This window comes from Candidatus Borrarchaeum sp. (genome assembly GCF_019058535.1).
Taxonomy (GTDB): domain Archaea; phylum Asgardarchaeota; class Sifarchaeia; order Borrarchaeales; family Borrarchaeaceae; genus Borrarchaeum; species Borrarchaeum weybense.
Window position 1 is genome coordinate 1 of the sequence record NZ_JAHPYX010000208.1, and the last position, 23,038, is coordinate 23,038.

A 23,038-nucleotide genomic window follows, 5' to 3' on the forward strand; every position below is an offset into this window, starting at 1 on the left:
ATCTAAATGTTTTAAAGAATGAACACAGCGCGAACGTTTGCCTTTTTCCAAAAGAATTAAATTCACTATTCACCTGTAAATTTTCACCTATAATATGTACATAGATGTGTATTAATTTGTCAGATCTTATCGAAATTATGCCCCAAATAAAGATACTCAGAGTTTCAGAGAGTTTTACTTCTAATGTCTATTTAATAGGCCAAGATGCATATCTGGTTATCGATACTGGTTTATACGCTCATAATCTAATTGATGCGATGAAAAAATCTAATATTTCTTTAGAAAGCCTTCAAAATATAATTCTAACACATTCGCACGTCGACCACATTGGCGGGCTGAATGAGTTAGTAGAAAAAACATCTGCAGACGTTAGTATCCATGAAAGCGAAGCGAATTATGTCGAGGAAGGAGATAAGGAAGCTACAGCAGCAGCACTATTTTCTTTACCATTACAAGGAACACCTATAGCAAGAAAATTACAAGACGGCGATATTATTAGGTTTGATGAATTTGTTTTTGAAGTGCTTCATACGCCTGGGCATACTTGTGGAAGTATTTGCCTCTACGAAAAAGAAGCACGTATATTATTTTCGGGAGACACAGTTTTCGCTCATGGGAGCTTTGGAAGAACCGATTTACCTCCAGGAGGAAATAGCAAGGATCTTGTAAATTCCCTAGAACGTTTAGCAGAATTAAACATAGACATTTTAGCGCCAGGACATATGGATGTCGTCAATAATGGTCAATCTCATATAAAAAAATCTTATGAGACCGCAAAAATCTATTTGTAATGCACTTAGATTCCAAGAAGTCTACTAAGCAAGGTATCGAATTCTCCATTGAATAATTTCCTCGATACAGCAATCAGTCCAATTTCATTAAATGATGTTGGATAATCTGTGGTTATGAAGTCAGTAACTACGGCAGCAAACTGTGCATAAATACTGAAGCATAGAAGCACAATAAAGGCGATCCAAAATATCCTTTTATTTTTATATGAGTCTATGGATTTTCCTATTGGAATTGTGAAGAGTGGAATAGCTTCATGCAGCAAACGAGGTCCATAACAAAGACCACCAGGCCAATACCACCATGCAGAATAGACCAACAACAGTATCATAAAGGAACTTATTAGGAGAACTGTCTCTTCTTTTACTTCTGTATAGAGTTCTTTTATACCGATAATGCTAAACAAAAGAACAGGCGAATAAATAAACAACCCCCTTTTCGGAGAAATAAGGAGACCCCATAATCCTATGTAAATAGGAGTTGTAAATCGTTCCGTTTCATTTCCATACAATTGATTTAAATGATAGCCTGTAATGAAGGGGCTATCAAAACAAATGAAATTGTACCACCCAGCAAGTAGAATGAATATTAGGAGAGGGAAAATAAAAAGTGTTGCTCGCTCCTTTTTCAGAGACATAGGTTTTAGGACAAAATAAAAGACCAAAGGAAATACAAAAAGGAAACTTGTATAGCGAATGAGGGTAGCAAGCCCTATTGCTATTCCAGATAGTAACGACTTCATGTAAACTGAATCCTCTTTTTCATCTCTTGTCATTGAAATGAATAAATATAAACTCAATAAAATGAAAAGCGTAGCAATAGAGTGTGAAAAAAAGGTCTTCGCATACACCCACGCTATTGTTCCAAATCCATATGTGACAATTGTTGCTCTTTTTGCTATATAACTGAATTTGAAGAACGTACAGAACTCATATACTATGACAAGAGAAAATGCGGCAGAAAAACTACTAATTGAACACATAATAATCAACGGGAATCCATTGAATCCCATTAACTGCCAAATGAATCTTCCAACAAGATAAAATGGAATTGCGAGAAAAGGCAAACCAGGAGGATACTTTGAATACCAATTCCCATCATATTGCACGAAGTTTTCGGTGTTGCTTAAATGATGTCCTGCAATAGGATCGATTGTAAAACTTCGGTTTTCGACAATAGAATAAGTCAAGTAGAAATAACTGAACTCATCCTCCGAGTGAAAAGCTCGAAAAACAGATAGAGAAAAAAGATAGATTACAAGTGCAATAAAGAAGATTTTAACGCGATCGTCATTCCAAGTGGATTTTGAACCAATTTTTTTAAATAAAGAGATTATGCTAGCTTGCAGGAAGGAGATCTTTTCTCTGATAAACGTCACCACCAATCGATATCATCAGCATTATGGAGAGATATTTTAAGAACTTTTGGTTTCGAAATCTAAAAACTCTATAAGATAAAAATTTCTCACAAATCAAGAAGAAGTCGTGCTCATTATTTTTGTATTGAAGTATCGATTTGACAATAAACTACAAATATCTCCGTTTAAAATACATCTAATGTACGTTAATTGCACAGTTGATAATAATTAAAATGCTCTAAAGAGAGCAAAGGTGGAAAAGATGTTAGAAAATCTCATAAAGACAGCAATCGGTGAGATGAAAGCTGATTTAGTAATAAAAGGATCAGAGATCGTAAATACAATAACGAAAGAGGTTTATCCTGCAGATATAGGAATATCAAACAATAAAATCGTACGTGTGGGTGATGTTGAAGATATCGTCGGAAAAGATACAGTTGTTATAAAGACGAAAGGTGTTGTGACACCAGGGTTTTTTGATTCACATATCCACATTGAAAGTAGTATGTTAACTCCTACAAACTTTTCAAAGTACTCGCTTTTGCATGGAACAACAAGTATTGTATGGGATCCACATGAAATCGCAAACGCGTCAGGAATTGCAGGTATTAAGGAATTTTTGCTTGAAGCAAGAAATATACCTCAGAGGATCTATTTCCTTGTTCCGACATGCGTTCCGGCGGCACCAGAATTGGAAACTACAAAACATACTATTAAAGAACACGATATCGCAACCCTGTTATCGCTATACCCTCGTTCGCCAATAATTGGATTAGGAGAAATGATGAATTATCCAGGTGTTCTTCATGCAGATCCAACAATCTTAGCTAAGTTAGAAACAGGAAAAGATGCTAGAGTCATAGATGGACATGCACCAGGTCTTACTGGAAAAGAATTGAATGCATATCTTTCTGCGGGTATTATGTCAGATCACGAAACCACACAAGGAGATGAAGCCCTGGAAAAACTTAGATTAGGCATGTGGCTCCAAATCAGGGAAGGTACTGGTTGTAAGAACTTAGAAACTCTCTTGAAAGCAATTATCGACAAACAGATTGGCACAAGGCACTGCTTATTTGCTACCGATGATCTTTCAGCGTCTGATCTCATTACAAAGGGACATATAGATCATGTTATAAAAAGAGCAATCGAGAGTGGATTAGATCCTGTTACTGCTATTCAAATTGCTACTATAAATCCTGCTGAATACTTAGGATTAGACAAGACTTTTGGCAGTATAACTCCTGGAAAAACTGCGGATCTTGTAATATTAGATGATTTGAATTCCATAAAACCTTCTACAGTCATTTTTGACGGTAAACCGGTTTTAGACGAAGGACAATTACTGGTTTCCGCGCCAGATTTTGAGTTTTCAGAATCGATTAAAAAGACTATAGGAATTAAAACTCCACCAAAACCAGCGCAACTCTTAGTAAAAACTAAGAAGAAGAAACCACAGCGCGTTCGAGCAATCGGTGTAAAGGATGGTACAATTTACACAACCGCAGAAGAAGGTACAGTCTCTATTAAAAAAGGAAAGTTGGAACCAAATCCTGAAGAAGATATGTTAGCAGTAGCTGTCATTGAGAGATATTCAAATGAGGGTAATATTGGCAAAGGTTTCATCAAGGGTTTTGGAATTACATCTGGAGCCATTGCAAGCTCAGTCGCACACGATTCACATAATATAGTCGTTGTTGGAGCGGATCCGAACGATATGAGCACAGCAGTTAAGCATATTATGGAGTTGAATGGTGGTTTAGTGGTTGCAAAAGATGGAAAAATCCTTGCAGATCTTCCACTTCCAATTGGTGGAATACTTAGTGATGCATCTGGTATGACGGTGGCTAAAAATTATGTTGATTTACTAAAAACAGCCAAGACAGAATTAAATTGTACTCTAAAGTCACCCTTCTTTACAATATCATTTATCGCACTACCAGTGATCCCCGAATTGAAAATCACTGACAAAGGGCTTATCGATGTCACACAGCAAAAAGTTGTGGACATTTTTGTCAAATGAATTTCTTTTTTTTTCACCTTTTTTCCTACATCGATAATAAACTATCCCTTACGAGTCCTTTTGCCACTTAATCGATAAGTTCTTAATATCATTTTATTGACATTAGTGGTAACAAGAATGATTATTTACGGAAAGTTGTGAAAATGCTTACAAAAACCTCAATTAAGCGCAATTTATCAGCTCCACGTACGTTGAACATTTTTCTTATCATTTTAATTACCATTATTGGAGCAGTTTTGAGGTTTTACAAATTAGGTGCTCAAAGTTTTTGGTATGACGAAGCCTCATCTATTCTGGATGCTAGAGGCAATTTATACAACATCTCACATCCACCGCTCTCTTTCCTGATCCTTAGGATCGTAATAGAAACTCTAGGAACGACAGAATTTACTGCACGACTTCCCTCATGCCTATTTGGCATTGCTACAATACCTTTAATCTATTTTTTTGGAAAACAACTATTTGGCGAAAAAGAAGGCTTGGTTGCCTCTTTTATAATTTCCTTATCTCCATGGTATATTAGATGGTCTCAAGAAGCAAGAATGTATACTGAATTAACGGTTTTTACCATCTTAGCCTTATATTTCTTTTATCGTACAATTTATAAAACAACGCTCACATCTTACGTACTTTCGGTATTATTTACTATACTTGCCTTTTATACGCATTATTTAGCTATTCTTATCCTAGTAATAATAGCTGCTTGGTTGATCTCAATAAAGTTTTTTGAGAAAATAGAAATTAGCATCAATTATAAATATCTTATAATCTTTTTTGCTTTGTTCTTTATCTTTACCTTGCCACTGTTTCTTACCATTATTCCCCAGACACTAACATTCAAGATTGGAGGCACAAGCTCAAGATGGGGATTGCCTATCCACATTTATTTCTTGACGCTATTTGAAGACACTTTTGGACCAACGTTATCGCTATTCTCCGTAGTTAGTGCAATTTATTTAATTTCACAAAAAAATAAAGCGGGCTACTTATTAACGGGCTATGCAGCGATTCCTGTGGCTACGGTTTCTGTGCTTACATTTGTAACCAATGTTGTTCCTCGATATGTTATTTTTACTTTGCCCGCTTTTGCACTATTGTCATCTAGTCTCATAATAGAAATCTTTGAAAGAATTATGAAAAGTGCAAAAGAAAAGAAATTTCACGTTATAATGTTAAAGAATCTGGAGTTAAACAAGTTCTTAGCCCTAGGATTTGTATTTGCTACGGTTATTAGTATAATTAACCTACCTGCCCTCTTTGAGCATTATACAAAGGAAATCCATCCAGATTGGAAATCTGCCTGTGCATATGTTACATCTAATATGGAACCGGAAGATCTCATTGCAACTACAGGTGATAAGGCTGTTGAGTATTATTTGGGGAAAGTCGATTACAGATTATCTATTGAATTTTTTGAACCTAGTGTCCTTGAAGAGATACAGAATTCTGAAGAAAAAGTGTGGTTACTGATTGACAACGCTAGAATACCATCTATTGATCCAGATTATGAGTTTAGAGCGTGGCTTGAGTCTGATTGTGAATTAATGGCAGAACCTCATAGCATTAAAGTCTATCTCTTCACCCCTTAAAATAAATAAACTGTAAACAAATATAAAGGTCTGACACCCTTGATCAGACAGAATTACTAGCAGGGGACGAAAAAAGTCGCATACAAAGTTTTATAAGGATGCGTGATCTTTTCTTAGATAAAAGAAAGATCGTAAAAGAAGTGATTAAAATAGTATTCAAAAGATTTATGAGCTGGCTTGGTGGAGGAAAAAGCCTTCAGGATTTGATCATAAACTTAAAACTCACGGACAGAAGACTTGAGCGTCAGAAAAAGAAACTAAAAAACAAAGAAAGAAAAATGCTTCGTGAAGCGCGTGGAGAGATTCAACAGGGAAATTTAGACAATGGAAGGATGTATGCAACAGATGCAGCACGCTATCGGCGATGGGCCATGGGCTACAGTCAATTACAGAGCAGGATCAATGGTCTACAATTTAAGTTGGAACGTGCACAAGCAGTAGGTGATCTGGGAAAAGATCTCAAATGGGTTATCAGGTCATTACGTACAGTTAATGCACAAATTAAAGCGCCTGAACTTGGACAAACTATCAATGAACTAGAAGGCGTGCTCGGTGAGGCAGATATCACTAGTGAAGTGATGGAAGATGGACTTGAGGGTACAATGGCAGCAGATGTCGAGGATACTGAAGTAGATAAGATAATGGTGGAACTTGGCGCTGAAAGGAGTGTACATGCCGAAACAGGACTACCTTCTCCAGATATTAGATCAAAAGAACTACAAAAAGAAATTGAAAAACTGAAAGAAGACTGATTAGTCTTTTATTTCCATCAACGCTGTATTCTTTTATTTACACTAGATTCAAATTAGGTTCGATACAGAGATTAATGTATATTTTATAGAAGCTTGTCTTTTTCTTTGAAAAGATTGAGCTCTCTATGTGTCACAGGCCATATTATGAGATTTTTTAAACGATTTTGGAAAGCACAAATTATCATGTCTTCTCTTGAAAAAGAAGAGGGAGTAAATTTGCCTAACAATTTCTTAAAAGAAAATGAAGAACTCTTAAATGATTTCTTCAAGTTTGTCTTCTGGCCTATAATTGAAAGACTTGTTTTAACTCTAACCCCAAAGAAAAGAAGTTTACTGCATGAAAAATTACTCAAATCTTTTAAGAACGCGTTAATTGCGCCAGTTAAAGAGGAAGATATATTTTCATTTATGAAACGAACATACAATACAGTTGATATTGATGATACCCTTCAGCAATTCATTGTTAATTCATTAACCACATTTGCAAAGCAATTTAGGAAAGAAGTGGAGATAGATACAGATATTGAAGAACGTATACGGGACATTAAAGGATTAACTGCAGAATGGATTCTTATCACATTTTTTGACAGAGAGTTGATGGAAACTGTATTTACTTTACTTACCTTGCGTCTCAGAAATTATGAATTAGCCCTTCATATTCGTGCATTGATTATTGAAATCTTTAAGGCGTATATTACAGAAGAAATTACGTTTGAAGAAGCCCACGATGCAATCGAAATACTTCTTGAAGAAAACAATATTGATTTTGCACCTCTAGTACTTTCTTTTATCCTTCCGTTTTTAGATACGATTCGTGAATTTGGAAAATTAAAGATTGCACATGCATTAAAAACGAAGATTCCACCAGAAATTGCATTGTCACAAACACAAGATCGCATGGACGATCCTCTCCTTATTTTTGAATGTTATGCTGAGACTGTGAATGTTACTTTAGCATTTCTTCAGGGTCTTAATTTGGAAATTGACCTAGAAAATATCACAGAAAATATCCTTACTGGCTTTCGACTGGTCATGGAGGGATTACTCACAATTGATGATTTTGAAAAACGCGTTAAGCAAGAATTAGAACAGATACCACAGCTACCTGATGCAAATAAAGCACATATTATCGCCTCCATAGTAGCCTCTGCCGAATTGATCTACTCAGAAAAAAAAATAGATCCTACACTTGCTCAATTCAGTAAATGGATGGCAGAACGGATAGAAGAACGTAATAAACTGTATATGTAAAACTAGATTCATCTATGCACCCTCAATACAAGAATCTAGAACAAAAACTTGTTTTTATTGAATATGTAATTTATCTCTTTTCTCTGAAAATCAACTATGTCTGATTTTGAAATTTTGCGGGGCTTTTAAACTCTGTTGAAATTATATTTATGGGAAAAGTTGTTTTACTTCGAGATATTGCTCTGAAGTTGTTTTTATCTAATCAAATCCACTTAAAATCATCTAGGGAGAAAGCAAAGATGAGGGGGAATCGTGAACCTATTCCATACAGATGGGAGTTAATTCAGAGCGTCTGCTTTAGTGATGATATTTTTCTGTGTTTATTACGAGGTCAAGATGAAAAATACTTCTCCTTTATTGCTGAAAACTCAAAAATCAAGAATTTTCATAAATTTAAAGAACTAAAAAAAGCTCAGAAGCATTTTTTGGGATTATTATCAGAAATATCCAAAGACAAAAGAGTAGAAACAATTATACAGCTTTAATCTGATCCTTTTACTTTAACAAATGTTTTTCATCGAAGTTTTCTTTCAAAGAATTCTTTTAAGCACCCCTGAAGGTTACGCAATTGATGAGATGCTATTTCTCTATTTGATTATAAAAACTGTAAATGATGGGGGTGCGCGCACGAAATAAGAAAAGAGATTTATAACTTGAAGGTACAATCAATAATGAGTATAGAGGGATATCAAAGAGTAATTTTTTGTCTCGTACTTCGTCGTCTAGATGAGGTGAATTGATTGCCAAAGTTCTTAGAAAAACTGTTTGGGAAAAAAAAGGTTACCCCTCAAAAAACCGTAGCGGTCCTTCGTCGTACGATAAATAAACTAAATGTGACAGCTGTCAAGTATAAACGTCAATCTGACGAACAAAGAGTTATGGCGAAAGAGTTCTTGAAAGCAGGAAACAAAGTTGCAGCCAAACAAGCCCTTATGCGTCGTCAACTCTATCTAAAACAGATGAACACAACTTACAATAAAGTCTTCAACCTGCAACGAACCATTTCTGCCCTTGAGACAGCGGGTTCTAACATCGATGTTGCAAATGCAATGGAAGAGGCTGATGTTGCCATACAAGATGCGCTTAAGGCAGCCTCACCCGAGAGGATAGAGAAAACTATGCTTCGCAGTCAGGAAGGAATAGAACGCATCTCAATGACTGATGAGATCCTAGGTGATACAAGTTTCGCAGAAAGCGAATTAGACTTTGAAGAAGAATCCGGACTTGATGCGGAAATGGAAGCACTCATGGGCGAACTTTCCATTGAATCAGAAACGGAACTGCCTGATATCACACCCCCGATTGATACAGAACCAGTCCGTGAAACCGAAAAGCCAGAAAAGAAAAAGACAGACACAAAAGAACTTGAAAAACTGCGAAAGGAATTGGAACGCGAACTTGGTGGATAAACACAAGCATAGAATGTAGTATGCTTTCTTTTAAATTTCTTATTTTATAAGAAAAAAGGGAAAAACAGTTTCTAAGGTAAGGTTAGATGTTTTTACCGTTTTACACCGCTCAGCTCATCGAGTTGTGTTTTAAGCTGATATAATTCTGCAGTTAATGTGCGATATTTTTGTAGATAATATTCCTTAGGGATTCCTCCTGATTTGAATTTTGCGTCCAGTAGTTCGATGGTCTTCTCTATTGAATGTATTTCACGTTTTAATCGTTCGATCTCTTCTGCCAAATGAGAGGGTACAGGTCCTACACGGGGCCGTATATTAGGACCTATAGGACCTAAAGGACTTATCGTTCCATAGATTTTATCACGAAATCTTAGTCTTGGTCTTAGTGAGACATCGAACATCTTTGTGTGCTTATTTTCCAGCAATTCTTGAATATCCCTATCCGTTTTGCGTTTGATTTCAGATAAAGTGATCGTACAGCGCTTTAACTCCTCTATGACATCTTCTTTAACACAATTTTGCTCCCATTCTTTCATACATTTGATATGTTGTACAAATTCTTTCAAAGTATTCATGTCCCCAGAAAAGCTGATTAAGCCTTTCGTTGTTTTGAGAAGAAGTTTTTTAGAAAATTTTCTTTTACGTATTGAACAACCAACGATTTTTGAAATAGGTAGTTCAAATAATTTTACTGAATTTTTGGACACTAATCCTTTGTTTGCAATAAAAACCAGGCGATAATTCGTAAAGAAAAGATGTCCACGACCTGTTTTTACTGGAAAAGACGATCTATTTAATTTACAAGTAATGTCAGGAAGATTACATATTGGCTTTTCTTTCAGTCCTAAACTAAGCACCTCTTTCCGCTCTTCAAATTGCTCTTTATTCTCTTCTAGAGACTTTAATGTGCTTTCAATTTCTCCAAATGAGTTCTCAAAACCTTCAAATAATTTATCAACGCTAGTTTTGTAGACTGTACATGCTTCATCAATTCTTTCTAGTTTTTCCTTATAATTCTTGAATAGAAAGGGGAGAATTTGCTTCTTATTCAAGAAATCCATCATATATCGTCTTAAAAAACTTAAATATAGACTTTCTCGCTCAATAAGTTGCGTTTCTATATTGCCAAAGGAAGAATATGCTTCAAGAAGGTTTTTTTCAAGAAAGGGGAATGTAAAATAACCCTGACTGCGTAACTTCAATATAAGGTCTCTATATTCTCCCAGACTTTTTACAAATCTCTGGGACTCCTCTAATGCATGATTCAATTTTTCACAGAATTCACGATACTTCATGAATAGGTTGCGTTGGTGTGTATAAATATGTTCAAAGTTTCTTGACTCACATGCAGGACATAATTGTAATTTTTGTTTCCCTTCTTTGATCTTTGATGATCCGCAGTTCCCACAAAACAATTTAGTTATGTCTTTATTGATCCTTCTCAGTTTACGAATGTCACTCGAAAAGCATATGCTACAGAAATAATAGTTGCTTACTTCCATATGAGCACAACTCTCGCAAAAAAGCGAATAACATTCCAAACAAACATGCATTGCTGTCGGCTTATTGCAAAATTTACATAATATGTGCTCTAATCGCTCTTCCATGTAGATTGTCATCTTTCACACCCTTGCATAGTCTTTTTGGATAGAAACCTCTTTTACTTTGGTATCATCTGAGTCAGATATCGATCTCACGCAAAATAATCAATGATGATTTCAAACCAAAAATTAGTCTAGATTAGACGAGTTCACAATATTTGTCGGATTTTAAGGAGTGCAAAAAACATAGAAAGTGTGCTTGTCAGTGGGTTGATTTTTGTTTTTCCTTTTTTGCGTTGGAGGAATTCAACCGGGTATTCATCAATTGAATATCCTTTTTGTACGGCTCTAACCAAGAATTCAACATCCCAGGCCCAGCCATCCGTAACATAATCGATACTCTCTGTGACTTCTCTTCGCATCACTTTTAGGCCAGCCTGTGTGTCCCATCGAAGGTGAAACAATAATCTGAGAAGAAGATTGAAAAACATTCCAAGAATTCGACGATATGGAGGATCCTGTCGTATTCGATTTGCATTTACAATATCAAGATTTTTCTTAATCAATAAATTAAGCATCTCAGGAATTCTGCGAGGTGGGTATTGAAGGTCTGCATCAATAATTGCTATATAGTCACTAGAAGAGACATAACGAAACCCATCTCTGATTGCAGAACCCTTTCCAGATTTTTTACGATGATTTACAGTAATAGGTATACCTAGATGATCGTATGCCTTTTTTGCCGTTTCAACTGTTACAGTGGAAGCGCTATCATCAATAATAATAACATCAAAATCAAATTGCTGAAGCGCTTTGTGAAGTGCTAGGGCAAGCGGCATCATATTTTCTGCTTCATCCTTAGTAGGGATGATCACCGAGATTTTGCCCTGTTTTTGCACTTTCTTAACCTCATTTATAATTCATTTATCCAAAGAACAAACATTGCGATTTATAAGAACTAACAATCATTCACTACATCCATAAATGAATTCAGGTGTGACTTTCCGAAAATGGTACCGCCTTTTTTTAAAGATAATGCCCGTCATTTACTGTTGTATTACTGGGACATACTAGCAATAATTCTTGCTATAATTTCAATTGCTGCAAATATTCCTATTCTCCGTGCCTTTTTAGGTAGCACATTAGTTCTCTTTTTTCCTGGCTATTCGCTCTACGCATCTTTGCTGGGAAGAAGGCAAAATCTTCTAGAGAAATTTACCTTTTCAATGATCTTGAGTATCCCCGTTTCTTGTACTGTAGGGTTTCTTGTAGGTTTACTTTCTTTTAGTGTACTCCCTATTACATTAAGTTTGTCAATTCTCTCAATACTGGGTATCATATTTGCTAAATTAAATAAGACAGATCAAGAGATCAACGAAGAATTTGTATTTAGTTGGACAAGTAAAATTCTTCTTATCTTGTTTATTTCAATTCTATTACTTCTTGTAGGAATACCACATCTACTACTTGGTGCTCCATCTAATAGTGGGTATATATTTCAAACCCCGTGGCACAGACGAGACGTATTTTGGCATATTGCACTTTCAGAAGAGATTATGCATGGGATTCCGCCTGGGAATCCATATTTTGCTGGAGCAAGTATCGTTGTCTATACCTGGTTTTATCACCTGCATTTTGCTATAACATCACTTGTTTCGGGTATACCTATTTTACAACTTTTCCGTGTCCTCCCAACGATACATACCCTTCTTTTTGCTCTAGGATGTTTCTTTTTCGTCCTTCGTGGCTTTCAAAATGAAAAAATTGCACTTGCCGCAGTTTTTTTCTGTACACTTTCTAATGAACTAGGTTGGGTTCGGTTTATTAGAGATCTTATATTTAGTTCAAGTACGAATGATCCAATTGGGCTTATTGTCCTTAATAGGGGATACTTTGGTGGGCATTGGCATGGGAATGTCTTTCCATTAATAGAATACTTTTTCACTCCACAACCACAATCAGTAGGTTTTATTCTTATGATTGCATTTCTGTATTTTCTGCAATTTTCATTGAAATATCGTGACATAAGATACTTAGGCGTCACAGGGTTTCTTCTGGGTAATTTAGTGCTGACCCATGGACTCACATTTATCGCGGTTTGTACCATCATGGGAGGCCTGTTTATTGCAAAGATTTTGCTACAACGTCCTACCAGTAAAAGCAAACTTTTTCCCTTTATCGCTATTTTGACTGTCTTTATTATTAGTGTTGCAATTGGGTCAGTTATACTTCTACCACTGATGGTGCTCTCGCCCAGTATAATTCTTCAGCCCTTCCAGATTTACACATGGATTTCTTTGATCCATATACCTCGAATAATTGGAATAATGGGCATTTTCACCTTAATTGGCCTGTTTATCAGTTTTAAAAAACGGAAAGATTTTGATATACTCTTATTCGCATGGATCATCTCAATCTTCATTGTTGCAAATTTACTTTTCATCCAAGATCCATATGGACAAGGTTGGGATATTTTACGTTTTATAGACTTCATGTTAGTCCCAATAGGAATACTAGCAGGCAAGGGATTTGTTGTTTTTATACAGGAAATTCAGATACGCCTAACGCGATTTGATTCTTTTCCACGCATCACAAAAAGTACGATAGGGATTACTATTATATCATTGCTCGCTTTGAGTTCGGTTTTATCCGTAATAATGTCTATTTACTATTCCACTCCAGATTTCTATGTGTCGCGTGATGAAATCAATGCGATGCAATGGATACAAGAAAATACCGAAGACGATGCAATATTCATTTGTAATTATGATTTCTATGAAATCGCTGTTTTCGCTGATAGACAAATTGTTTTTGCAAATCCAAGGTTCATGTCCCAGTATAAGATGGATGTCAATGACCGAATAAATGATGTTGATGCATTTTATACAAGTTTAGATCAAAATCAAATTAAGGAAATCATTCAAAAATACGATATCGGATATGCCTATGTTGGTAGAATGGAAAACGCGGTTTATTCAACAAAAGGATTAGAAAAATTCAATGATTGGAAAAACTTATTCGTGGAGGTTTATAAGCAATCAGATATTAGTATATATCGTATTAATGACTATAAAGATGGCAATATAGAAGTTCAGTGGGATGGTGCTTCAGATTCGACAGTAATCCAGCAATTTTATACCGGCTTATTCCTGTATCTAATTGGAATTCTTATAAGTGTCGTGTTCCTATTCCAAAGAAAAATTCAAGACTTGATTCTTCATTTTAAGGGAAAAAAAATCTTGTAGTGAAGAAAAGTTTTTTAAAAGAGAACGTCTTTGGTTTAAATGTTCAAGAAAAGTTTTAGGAAAAACACCCTACTTTTCAGAGATTGAAGAAAGGCTATCAAAAGAGCCGACAAACGAGTTCTTAAAAGACTGCTTTTCTTACCATAAAAAATCACGAAATTAAATGTGATTATAATTAGAGCTGTTATTATGAAATTTAGCGATTTAAATATAGAACAAAAAATTGTAGAGGCCCTTAGTATCTATGGGCTTGAAGAACCAACTGAAATTCAAATAGAGACGATCCCTCTAATTCAAAAGGGTTTTGATGTGATAGGTCAATCAAAGACTGGCTCTGGTAAAACCGCTGCATTTGCAGTTCCAATACTGGAAAAAATCGATGAAAGAATTACCAAACCTCAGGTTTTGGTTTTGTCACCAACTAGAGAATTAGCTCAGCAAATTGCTGAAGAATTTGTGAAGTTTTCAAGATTTATGCGAGTAAATATTGCGTGTATCTATGGCGGTGTCTCTCTAGATCCCCAGATTAGAAAATTGAGGAAAGCTCACATCGTCGTGGGAACACCTGGAAGAACTCTTGACCATATAAGGCGAGAAACGCTAGACTTACGTAACATAAAAATCTTTGTTTTAGACGAAATTGATAGAATGTTAGACATGGGTTTCATTGAAGATGTCGAAACTGCGATTCGTGCATTGCCAGAAGAAAAGCAAATGCTCTTTTTTGGCGCAACGTTATCAAACGATATATTAAAATTAGCTAACAGATTTTCAAATAATTTGGAGTTCGTTCAGACAGAAACACATGTGAGTGATTCCCTACTGAAACAAAGCTATTTTGAAGTAGATTTTCGAAAGAAGTTTTCATTGCTAGTTCATCTTCTGAAAAAAACAGGAAAAGACAAAGCTATTGTATTTTGCAATACAAGACGTGAAGTTGACCTTATAACCAAAAATCTACAGAATAATGGTCTCTCCGGAAAGGTTTCAGCATTACACGGAGGACTTAGTCAAGCAAGAAGAAACAGCGTGATTAGAGACTTTCACGCTGGAAGATTTAAGGTGTTAGTGGCAACAGATGTCGCGGGTAGGGGTCTAGACATTGACGATGTCAGCCATATTGTAAACTATGATATCCCCCAAAACCCAGAAGACTATATAAATAGAATTGGAAGAACAGCAAGAGCGGGAGCCGAAGGCGAGGCGATTTCGCTATTATCAGAGAGAGACTTTGATTCATTTCAAAGAATAATGATTCATGATTTGCCTATAGAAAAACTAGAAGTACCAAAGATTAAGCGCTTAAGGTTCGAACGAGATAGTTATAATAAACGCCCTAGGAAGAAGAAAGCACCTCAAACAATGAACGAAAATAAAATATACAGCAGCTATTGCCTGTAACATAAATTCATTCCATTTTATTTTTCATCAGATTCTTTGCAATGACAATTTTTTTATTTTAAAATAGAAAATACACTCACTTGAAGCGTAGATATATCACGCCCCGGTACATGCCTCGGTATCTCTGTATAGCGTATCGGAGAAGTGAGAGCTCAGTTGGTAGAGCGGCAGCCTCGTAAGCTGTTGGTCGTGGGTTCAAATCCCACTCGGGGCTTCATATTTCTTTTTTGTAGTATTTAAGTAGACTTTAGGTGAAATATTCGTTCAGCTAGGTTTTTAATAAAGTCCTTGTTTTCTAAACAATCAATCCATTCGCTTGGTATCGCCTCAACGCCTAAATAAGCACCAGCAATTGCACCTGTCATCGCGGCAATAGTATCAGTGTCTTTACCTAAACAAACTGCATATGTTACTGCATCCTCAAAACTATTCAAATTCGATAGAAATGAGTAAACCGCTGAAGGAACTGAGTTAAATGCTTCGACACCATTACCTAATTCGTCAATAACTAACTGGTGATCGCCTTTTTCATTTAAAAGATTTAAAATCTTGTGAAGTTTTTGTTTGTATACATCTTGTTTTGCTATACCCATTATTTCATTAACGAATTCAGTTGCATCTAGTGAATGTGTCGATTGGATCGATCTAAGTGCGATTGCGATTGCGTGGGCTTGAATTTGAGCACCTTCTATTCCTAAGACATGCGCGTGAGTAATTTCGCTACATTTGGCAACTGCTTCATAAAGATTTGTAGGAGTATCATAATAAACGAGACTTATTGGTGCTATACGCATAGCAGCCCCGTTTCCATAAGAACCCGTTCCGAAAAGTGTTTTGGCATTTGCCTTTTTTTGAAGGATTGATATTGTTCCAAAACCATAACCTCGTTTTCTATCAAAATTCTCAATAAATCTTTGAAGTATGTGATTTTTATCAACGAGTCCTTTGTTTGTGATAAGTGATTCAGCGATACCAATCGCTAATTCCGTATCATCAGTGTAACTGCCTTTAGGTAACCTTCCGTCCTGCATCTCAAGCGGTAGAGTGCATGTTGCATTGACTTCTTGATGAGTCAAACCTTCATACGGCATACCTATTGCATCACCAATGGCAGTGCCGATTAAAGCACCAATAAACTTAGATTTTAGAACTGATTGATTCATATCGTCACCAAATACTGTGCAAATCACTTGCTACATCTTCGGGTGCTGTTTCAATGATAGGCTCAGCATAGAAGTTTTCCATAAAAGCTGTATCTCCAGTATAAAATGGTCTTAAAACTGGTCTAGAAATCAGTTTTACATGAACACGAAAATATTCGCTTACATCAACATCAATAGGACCAGAATATATTGTAAGGTTAAGACTGCGAACATGTCGTTTCTCCCATAGCCCTGTAAAGATCTTTGAAAGTCCTTCTGAAAAATCGCTAATTAAAGTTTCATCAAATGCACGAAAATGAGATATAGGACGCGTTACAATGCCAATTACTTCATTCTTTCCCATTGGCGCATAATTCGTCAACCATGAAACTGCTCCGCTTGTACCTATAAATCGTTCTTTTAACCACTTCTCAGTTCCTACTAAATCTATCCAGTAGTTTGTACCATGCGCTTTATGATATTCTTTGCTTTTATAAAGGATTTCAAGCAGTTTTCCAGACCCTTTTATATCGCTTGTGATCTGTACATGTGGGTGCACGATAGAAGCACCAGCGGGTGGCATATAATTCATATTTATTGAACAGAATTTCATTTCGTTATTCAATTTGAAAATACGGTCAAAATAAGCTACACTGACCTTGAAACTGTCTTCAAGCAGTTCTTTTGTAATTTCGTTTAACCCAAGAAAATGGTCTTCCGATAAAACTCCGACTGCATGATGTTCTGCAAACGGGAATAAATTTGGTAGAAGAACAAACTTTCTTTTTCTTAAGCGTCCTTCAGGTGCAACTTCTGGGGGGAATTTTGGCGTCGTCGTTTCTAGATTCTCAGGACAGAAGAAACATTTTTCATGTGTCCTTTTAATTACTTCTTGAATGGTGTCATCATAATCTGAAGGTGCATGTGCTTGCTTAACGCGCAGACTCCTACCTAAATTTATTCGACACCAGTAATCTAATAAAGGATGCTTTCGGAATTCTATTTCTTGTTCATCTAGTTCGAAATCCTTCATGGGGCTCAGTAATCTAGCCGTTCTTATGAATTTATCAAACGTGAGTGCAGGGGGATTTTCGCTTTTCCATTCTTCCATTGTATTCACACTCAAAGAAATTGTAGTAACAGTTACATAGCTTATAAGGCTGATTTAAACTACTATTCACGAATTTTTAGTACTAAAATGAAAAAATCAAAAGGTTATAACGATTTATTTTTAATGTAATCAATCATAATTACTGGCTTTTTTGCGCCTCTCTTGCATATTTCATGACTTCTTGTGCTTCTTTCTTCGAAAGTCCTTCGACAAGTCTTTCGACACCCGGTGCTTTAATGATGATATTTGAAAACATTAATCCCTCGTCGATCTGGAGATTAACTATTGACTCATAGGGGTAATCCTCAAGCTGTTGACCGATCGCCTTAGGAATACGAAAAATAAGCCTCTGCGTTGTTACGATAAGTTGTGGTGGATATACTGCATCCTTAAAAGGAGAGGTATCTGCAACATAAAGAATATTTTCATCAGTTGCTAAATAATTTTTTAGTTTTTTAGCGAGCCGTTCCACTTTTCCCATAAGCAAGCCTCCGTTCTCTGCAATAATAGAATCTGTATCTAATTAAAACACAACTGCCTCTCATATAAACCTTTTTTTATTTGCTTCCTTTTCTCAATAACTTCTCGATTTTTGATAGGAATCGAGAGGTTTTTACTGTTTTTTCATCTACTTCATGGATTTTACTATGCTCTACTACAAAATAACGGGTAGACGGAGGGTCATCAAATAACCTATTGACCTCAGAAACAGTTTGATGTAATTGAACACAATGAGGGGAGCCGTCTACGGTTAAGACCGCAACCTCCTCTAAGTTTGCACTCTTTACCATTGTTGCAAGCTTGAAAGCTACCATATTCAGGTGATCTCTCTCTAGACAAACCGCTAAAGCTACTCTTCCTTCAGCATACTCTTCTAAAATGTTGGGATGCTTTTCAGCCATGCATGTACCATATAAAAGCAACTTTTTTTTATTCATGATTTCACGAGTGCCTATATTCGTTGAAAGGAAGTCCTTTATATGAACCATTGAAGCTCCTCCAATTAAGTTCAATAATATCGATAAGGTTAAAAAGTATATGTTGACGTATGTAAAGTTGTTTTTAGGGAGTTTTTTCGGATGGAACTATCGATACGCTTTGCAGGATCTGGTGGACAAGGGACAATCACCGCGGGCGTTATCTTGGCACGTGCAGCTACCTTATACGAGAATCAATTCGCCTCGCTATTTCAAAATTATGGGGCAGCAGCACGAGGCGGGTTAGCCAGTTCTGAGGTAAAAATTAGCCCTCACGAAATAATCTTTCCGAACGTAACAAAACCAAATATTCTTGTGGCGATGTCCCAAGAAGCAGTAGATACATATATTGATGATATTGAAATTAACGGCATTTTCATTTACGATGAGGGATTAGTGAAAGAAGCAACGCTAAAATCTGAATCAATTAGAAAAATTGGAATCCAAGCTACTAATACTGCAATAGATCTTGGAAACAAGGTAGTCGCTAACATAATTATGCTCGGCTTCTTAGTCGGCCTGACAGAAGTGGTTTCGAGGGATACAATAGGGAAAGCTGTGCTTGAAGTGGTGCCAACAAAGTATAAGACTATAAACTTACGGGCGCTTGAAGTTGGCTTTGCTATGGCGGAAAAAGTTACAGAAAAAACAAATTAGGACAAAACTGCCTAACCTCATTTTCAGCGATTTATTTATCAAAATTTTTGTACTCTACTGAGTTTCTTCATTTCTCTTATCAACGATCAATTTTGTTTTTCCTAGGCTCCTTTCATAAGTGTCCATAGGACAAACTTTTACAGGGAAACTACGGTTGATCATGTGACGTGATATGTCACGGACAACACTTTTAACTACGCTTTTCTGTTCTTCATTATCAGGATCAGTCAGCTCTACGCAGTAACGTACATCTGTTGTTCCTTCTAAAGATGAAAGTTCTACTCTGAATTCTCCAACTTCAGCCCCAAAAAGTTCGTGAAGTTTTCTTGTTGTATTAACTGCTACATTTTCGAGATCAGAGCGGATTAAAAACGTTCCACCAACTTTAAATTCGTCCTTAACTTTTCTTCCCAATATTTGTATACGAGGATAGCCAGATGCAAAGCAAACACAATCATTTTCTGCGACAAGTTTGACTTTATCTCCAGTGCGGTATCTAATCGTCGAGTAGCCTCCAGTATAGATATGGGATAATACTAGTTCACCAATTTCGCCTTCACTAACATCTTCGCCATTTTCATCTAGTATTTCCATGTAAAATACATCTGTCCAGATGTGAGTACCATCCTGAGCAGTACACTCATGCCCGACAAATGGTCCTCCTTTTTCACATAGTCCAAAAACGTCATATGCCTTATAATCTGGTCCTAAACCCTCTTCAATTAGTTTTCTCGTTTCGTTTGTCCATACTTCAGCCCCGTGAGAGCCGATACGCCAAGAAATATCGACCCCATTATCACCTATATAGTAACAAACCCGTTTGGCGTAAGTAGGGGTACAGCACCATACCTCTGGCTGAAAACGTTGCATAGCAGCAATACACTGGTCGATTGGGGCAGCACCTTGAGGCAATATTTTCATGCCAAGACGTCGTGCCGCCTCATCAAAAATCAACCCTCCTGTAAAGAAGCCATAGCCATAATTGACCTGAAGTGTCATCCCTTCCTCGCATCCGCAAAGCTTGAGCGAACGGGCCCCAAGTGTGCCCATTACCTTCAAGTCAACATCGATAAAACATGATGCAGTAGGCATGCCCGTTGTCCCTGAAGAGGTGTGTTTTCTAAGCGTAAGTTCAGGATGCCAGCAAATTTCGCTATTAGGAAGAGCTTTCAGTTCATCTTTAGTAGTGAACGGCAGTTTTTTGATATCATCAAGACTCTTGATATCTGTAGGATCCACATCGGCTTTCCTAAATTTGGTCTTATAGAACAGCGTATGATCATTTAGCCATTTTGCAGTATCCTTGAATTTCTTCAATTGAACCGCTGCTAGCACGTTGGCGTGTGGGGGATAAATACCAATATCCACTTTGATCGACTCCTCTGGAAGAGAGATAGACAGATTCTATTCTCGTGTGCTTCAAAAGGCAGATGAATCATCCTTATAAGGTTTATGTGCAACAAATGTTAGCTGTAATTGAACTGTTTAAAAAAAACAATAACTTGAGGTGGATGAAATGGCAAAAACTACCGATCCTGAACATTTAGTCTTTGAAGTTGTTTCCGCATGGGACCACCAAACCGGCGGAAAACTCACTGCCACACATAGCGGTTATGAGGTACAATTTGATACTCCAACGGATTGGGGCGGCAACTCTAGAGCTTTATGTCCTGATGAACTTTTCATGTCTTCCGTTGCTGGGTGCATTACCACGACTTTCTGTTACTTTTGCAGAAAGATGAAATTTCAGCCCATTGAATTCAAATTAAAGGCTGCTGGAAATGTGGATTTTGTACAAACAGTGAGAGCATATCGGCTAACAAAAATTGTAGTAAATGCTGAAATGCTGGTTGAAGAAGGCGAGGAACGACTCGGTGAAAAATGCTTCGAGTTGAGTGTTGAATATTGTCATATCACAAAATCAATTGACAAATGCATTCCGATTGAAGTACAGAATCTTAGTATGCAAACCAAAGCTATTTGAAGTTAAAATACATCTTTACAAACCTCATTAAACCTAGATTAGGTGAGAAATATGGCAGAACCTTGGAAAACTGATAAATGGTGGGTTTCCCCCTATAATTTCATTGAAGAGACAAAAGTAGAATTCCCTAAGAATATTGAATTTGAGGATATTACACTAAGAGATGGAGAACAACAGGCAGGCATTGTTCTCAGAAAAGATGACAAACTTGCAATAGCCCACAAATTAGCGGAATTAGGTGTCGATAGAATTGAGGCAGGTATGCCGGCAGTATCGGCAGATGATAAGGCGGCAATTAAGGCTATCGCAAAAGAGGTAGATGCTAAGACATTCGCCTTCACGCGTTGCATGAAAGGTGATGTTGATCTGGCGCTTGAGTGCGACGTCGATGGCGTCATCATGGAAATTCCAAGTTCCGATCATATCATAGAACATGCATACGCCTGGGATTTAGAAACAGCACTGAGAAAATCAATTGAAGCAACAGCGTATTCTGGTGAGCATGGTCTTTATACATGCTTTTTCTGCATCGATTCAACTCGTGCTGATGTAGATTGGTATTTGAATCTTCTAGAGAAGGTTAGTGCCGAGGGACATGCCGATTCCGTGGCACTTGTAGATACGTTTGGTGTGTGTACTCCTGAAGCTACACGATATCTCACAAAAAAGATAAGCGAACGAATAAAGAAGCCTGTCGAAATGCACATGCATAACGATTTCGGCCTTGCGGTAGCAAACTCTATTGCAGGTCTACAGGCTGGCGCTGAAGTTGTGCACACAACGGTGAATGCAATCGGCGAACGACTCGGAAATTGCGCTCTTGAAGAGATTTTAGCAGCCTTAAGGATGCTCTATGGCGTGGATATGCCAAAAATCAAATTCGAAAAACTCTACGAAATGTCAAAGTTTGTCCAAGAACGCACCAACGTAAAAATGCCACCAGCAAAACCAATTGTTGGAGACAACTTCTTTGTTACGGAATCAGGAATAGTTGCTGGTTGGTGGAAGCGCTTGAAGGAAAAAGGCATGCCTCTTGTGATGTATCCAATTCTACCAAAAGCGATCGGGCAGGAAGATGTCCGCATCGTGCTTGGAAAGAAGTCAGGCTTACCATCGATTCTCATAAAAGCTGAAGAGTTGGGTTTACCAGAACCTACAGAAGAACAAGCGCTAGAAATCTTAGCTAAAGTTAAGGATTTTGCAATTGAGAACAAAAGAATCCTTACCAACGAAGAATTCGAAGAAATGGCAAAGGGCGTTCTTCCATAATAATAATTTTCTTCTTTCTTTTTTTAAATGGCTTATTCGATTAATAGTGAGATATTTGTCTTAGAAATCTTTATTTTTTCACTTTTGGGAATGTCAAGTGCTTCTATAGTTAATTTCTCCCAACATGGGTCTCCATAGGGGGAGTCTGAACCAAAAACCACTTGACCAGCGCCAATTTTTTCGATTAATTCTTCGAGATAAGCCGTTGGCAAGAAAGAGGTCTCAAAATATACATTTTTTTGCTGATATGCAAGTTCAAGTATTTCTCTAAAAGCAGAAGAAGAATTTGAATCATTGCTAGTGATACCGTAATGCGCCTTGTAGCTATGACCCATAATGAAATTCACATTCGGAAATTTATGTACAATATTAGCAGATTTTATTGGATCTATGCCCTTCACAATCCCTGAAGTATGGATAAGAATCGGCATATCATAGTTTTCTGCTAGTTCAAATATAGGCATCATGTATAGCGCATCGATGTCAAGATTTTGAGCGCGTGGGTGTAGTTTTATGCCTCTTAATCCTAGTTCATTCACAC

At 36.8% G+C, this 23,038-nt stretch carries 21 protein-coding genes and 1 tRNA gene; 13 read left to right on the top strand and 9 right to left on the bottom strand.

Annotation, left to right across the window (positions count from 1 at the left end; all coding sequences use genetic code 11):
• Window positions 1-116 precede the first annotated feature (116 nt).
• On the top strand, window positions 117-791 hold the full coding sequence (locus QVB70_RS12585) for an MBL fold metallo-hydrolase (RefSeq protein WP_287586792.1): 675 nt from the start codon (window positions 117-119) through the stop codon (window positions 789-791).
• Window positions 792-796: 5 nt separating this feature from the next.
• Here QVB70_RS12585 and QVB70_RS12590 read toward each other — a convergent pair whose 3' ends face one another.
• The gene (locus QVB70_RS12590; protein ID WP_342766570.1) at window positions 797-2,173 is read right to left on the bottom strand and encodes a glycosyltransferase family 39 protein; all 1,377 of its coding nucleotides are present in this window, start codon (window positions 2,171-2,173) and stop codon (window positions 797-799) included.
• Window positions 2,174-2,408: 235 nt separating this feature from the next.
• Between QVB70_RS12590 and ade the strand changes: the two genes are divergently transcribed.
• The 6 genes from ade to QVB70_RS12620 all read left to right on the top strand — a co-directional run bounded on the left by ade (window position 2,409) and on the right by QVB70_RS12620 (window position 9,170).
• Window positions 2,409-4,169: an adenine deaminase gene (ade, locus tag QVB70_RS12595; RefSeq protein ID WP_287586795.1), complete on the top strand. Its 1,761-nt coding sequence runs from the start codon at window positions 2,409-2,411 to the stop codon at window positions 4,167-4,169.
• Between the two features lie 143 nt (window positions 4,170-4,312).
• Entirely contained in the window at window positions 4,313-5,758 is a 1,446-nt protein-coding gene (locus QVB70_RS12600) for a glycosyltransferase family 39 protein (RefSeq protein ID WP_287586797.1), read from the top strand.
• Between the two features lie 98 nt (window positions 5,759-5,856).
• Window positions 5,857-6,510, top strand: coding sequence for a Snf7 family protein (locus QVB70_RS12605; RefSeq protein ID WP_287586800.1), 654 nt, complete (start codon window positions 5,857-5,859; stop codon window positions 6,508-6,510).
• Window positions 6,511-6,726: 216 nt separating this feature from the next.
• A complete protein-coding gene (locus QVB70_RS12610; protein ID WP_287586801.1) occupies window positions 6,727-7,761 on the top strand; it encodes a hypothetical protein in 1,035 nt (344 codons plus the stop codon).
• Between the two features lie 239 nt (window positions 7,762-8,000).
• Window positions 8,001-8,246 carry a hypothetical protein gene (locus QVB70_RS12615; protein WP_287586804.1) on the top strand — a complete coding sequence of 82 codons (246 nt, stop codon included), beginning with the start codon at window positions 8,001-8,003 and terminating at the stop codon, window positions 8,244-8,246.
• Between the two features lie 255 nt (window positions 8,247-8,501).
• Window positions 8,502-9,170 (top strand): Snf7 family protein, encoded by a 669-nt coding sequence (locus QVB70_RS12620; protein ID WP_287586806.1) that lies wholly within the window; start codon window positions 8,502-8,504, stop codon window positions 9,168-9,170.
• Between the two features lie 92 nt (window positions 9,171-9,262).
• Here the strand turns inward: QVB70_RS12620 and QVB70_RS12625 are convergent, their stop codons facing one another.
• Both QVB70_RS12625 and QVB70_RS12630 read right to left on the bottom strand, forming a co-directional pair.
• On the bottom strand, window positions 9,263-10,789 hold the full coding sequence (locus tag QVB70_RS12625) for a hypothetical protein (RefSeq protein WP_287586808.1): 1,527 nt from the start codon (window positions 10,787-10,789) through the stop codon (window positions 9,263-9,265).
• 131 nt (window positions 10,790-10,920) lie between these two features.
• Window positions 10,921-11,610 carry a glycosyltransferase gene (locus QVB70_RS12630; RefSeq protein WP_287586810.1) on the bottom strand — a complete coding sequence of 230 codons (690 nt, stop codon included), beginning with the start codon at window positions 11,608-11,610 and terminating at the stop codon, window positions 10,921-10,923.
• A gap of 111 nt (window positions 11,611-11,721) precedes the next feature.
• On the opposite strand from QVB70_RS12630, the gene QVB70_RS12635 reads away from it, so the two are divergent.
• The 3 genes from QVB70_RS12635 (at window position 11,722) to QVB70_RS12645 (ending at window position 15,571) form a co-directional block, all read left to right on the top strand.
• Window positions 11,722-13,956, top strand: a complete 2,235-nt coding sequence (locus tag QVB70_RS12635) for a DUF1616 domain-containing protein (RefSeq protein ID WP_287586812.1) — start codon at window positions 11,722-11,724, stop codon at window positions 13,954-13,956.
• 189 nt (window positions 13,957-14,145) lie between these two features.
• Window positions 14,146-15,357, top strand: a complete 1,212-nt coding sequence (locus QVB70_RS12640; protein ID WP_287586813.1) for a DEAD/DEAH box helicase — start codon at window positions 14,146-14,148, stop codon at window positions 15,355-15,357.
• A gap of 144 nt (window positions 15,358-15,501) precedes the next feature.
• Window positions 15,502-15,571, top strand: a tRNA-Thr gene (locus QVB70_RS12645).
• A gap of 22 nt (window positions 15,572-15,593) precedes the next feature.
• Here QVB70_RS12645 and QVB70_RS12650 read toward each other — a convergent pair.
• The 4 genes from QVB70_RS12650 to QVB70_RS12665 form a co-directional block, all read right to left on the bottom strand.
• The gene (locus QVB70_RS12650) at window positions 15,594-16,520 is read right to left on the bottom strand and encodes an ADP-ribosylglycohydrolase family protein (RefSeq protein WP_287586814.1); all 927 of its coding nucleotides are present in this window, start codon (window positions 16,518-16,520) and stop codon (window positions 15,594-15,596) included.
• Between the two features lie 4 nt (window positions 16,521-16,524).
• Window positions 16,525-17,610: a hypothetical protein gene (locus QVB70_RS12655; RefSeq protein ID WP_287586815.1), complete on the bottom strand. Its 1,086-nt coding sequence runs from the start codon at window positions 17,608-17,610 to the stop codon at window positions 16,525-16,527.
• A gap of 139 nt (window positions 17,611-17,749) precedes the next feature.
• Complete coding sequence (locus QVB70_RS12660) at window positions 17,750-18,091, bottom strand: PH domain-containing protein (RefSeq protein WP_287586817.1); 342 nt, start codon at window positions 18,089-18,091, stop codon at window positions 17,750-17,752.
• A gap of 76 nt (window positions 18,092-18,167) precedes the next feature.
• On the bottom strand, window positions 18,168-18,599 hold the full coding sequence (locus QVB70_RS12665; RefSeq protein ID WP_287586819.1) for a hypothetical protein: 432 nt from the start codon (window positions 18,597-18,599) through the stop codon (window positions 18,168-18,170).
• Window positions 18,600-18,689: 90 nt separating this feature from the next.
• Between QVB70_RS12665 and QVB70_RS12670 the strand changes: the two genes are divergently transcribed.
• Window positions 18,690-19,244 (top strand): 2-oxoacid:acceptor oxidoreductase family protein, encoded by a 555-nt coding sequence (locus QVB70_RS12670; RefSeq protein WP_287586821.1) that lies wholly within the window; start codon window positions 18,690-18,692, stop codon window positions 19,242-19,244.
• Window positions 19,245-19,298: 54 nt separating this feature from the next.
• On the opposite strand, the gene QVB70_RS12675 is transcribed toward QVB70_RS12670, so the two are convergent.
• A complete protein-coding gene (locus QVB70_RS12675) occupies window positions 19,299-20,612 on the bottom strand; it encodes a hypothetical protein (RefSeq protein ID WP_287586823.1) in 1,314 nt (437 codons plus the stop codon).
• A gap of 148 nt (window positions 20,613-20,760) precedes the next feature.
• Between QVB70_RS12675 and QVB70_RS12680 the strand changes: the two genes are divergently transcribed.
• Window positions 20,761-21,228: an OsmC family protein gene (locus QVB70_RS12680; RefSeq protein WP_287586825.1), complete on the top strand. Its 468-nt coding sequence runs from the start codon at window positions 20,761-20,763 to the stop codon at window positions 21,226-21,228.
• Window positions 21,229-21,279: 51 nt separating this feature from the next.
• Window positions 21,280-22,497: a hypothetical protein gene (locus QVB70_RS12685; RefSeq protein WP_287586827.1), complete on the top strand. Its 1,218-nt coding sequence runs from the start codon at window positions 21,280-21,282 to the stop codon at window positions 22,495-22,497.
• 32 nt (window positions 22,498-22,529) lie between these two features.
• On the opposite strand, the gene QVB70_RS12690 is transcribed toward QVB70_RS12685, so the two are convergent.
• Window positions 22,530-23,038, bottom strand: a 509-nt coding sequence (locus tag QVB70_RS12690; protein ID WP_287586829.1) for an amidohydrolase family protein, incomplete at its 5' end; no start/stop codon positions are given.

Bases quoted from the DNA above. Each gene is read 5' to 3' on its own strand.
- QVB70_RS12615 (WP_287586804.1), top strand. From the start codon at position 8,001: ATGAGGGGGAATCGTGAACCTATTCCATACAGATGGGAGTTAATTCAG.
- QVB70_RS12665 (WP_287586819.1), bottom strand. From the start codon at position 18,599: ATGGTTCATATAAAGGACTTCCTTTCAACGAATATAGGCACTCGTGAA.
- QVB70_RS12605 (WP_287586800.1), top strand. From the start codon at position 5,857: ATGCGTGATCTTTTCTTAGATAAAAGAAAGATCGTAAAAGAAGTGATT.
- QVB70_RS12655 (WP_287586815.1), bottom strand. From the start codon at position 17,610: ATGGAAGAATGGAAAAGCGAAAATCCCCCTGCACTCACGTTTGATAAA.
- QVB70_RS12660 (WP_287586817.1), bottom strand. From the start codon at position 18,091: ATGGGAAAAGTGGAACGGCTCGCTAAAAAACTAAAAAATTATTTAGCA.
- QVB70_RS12600 (WP_287586797.1), top strand. From the start codon at position 4,313: ATGCTTACAAAAACCTCAATTAAGCGCAATTTATCAGCTCCACGTACG.
- ade (WP_287586795.1), top strand. From the start codon at position 2,409: ATGTTAGAAAATCTCATAAAGACAGCAATCGGTGAGATGAAAGCTGAT.
- QVB70_RS12640 (WP_287586813.1), top strand. From the start codon at position 14,146: ATGAAATTTAGCGATTTAAATATAGAACAAAAAATTGTAGAGGCCCTT.
- QVB70_RS12685 (WP_287586827.1), top strand. From the start codon at position 21,280: ATGGCAGAACCTTGGAAAACTGATAAATGGTGGGTTTCCCCCTATAAT.
- QVB70_RS12680 (WP_287586825.1), top strand. From the start codon at position 20,761: ATGGCAAAAACTACCGATCCTGAACATTTAGTCTTTGAAGTTGTTTCC.
- QVB70_RS12625 (WP_287586808.1), bottom strand. From the start codon at position 10,789: ATGACAATCTACATGGAAGAGCGATTAGAGCACATATTATGTAAATTT.
- QVB70_RS12670 (WP_287586821.1), top strand. From the start codon at position 18,690: ATGGAACTATCGATACGCTTTGCAGGATCTGGTGGACAAGGGACAATC.
- QVB70_RS12635 (WP_287586812.1), top strand. From the start codon at position 11,722: ATGGTACCGCCTTTTTTTAAAGATAATGCCCGTCATTTACTGTTGTAT.
- QVB70_RS12650 (WP_287586814.1), bottom strand. From the start codon at position 16,520: ATGAATCAATCAGTTCTAAAATCTAAGTTTATTGGTGCTTTAATCGGC.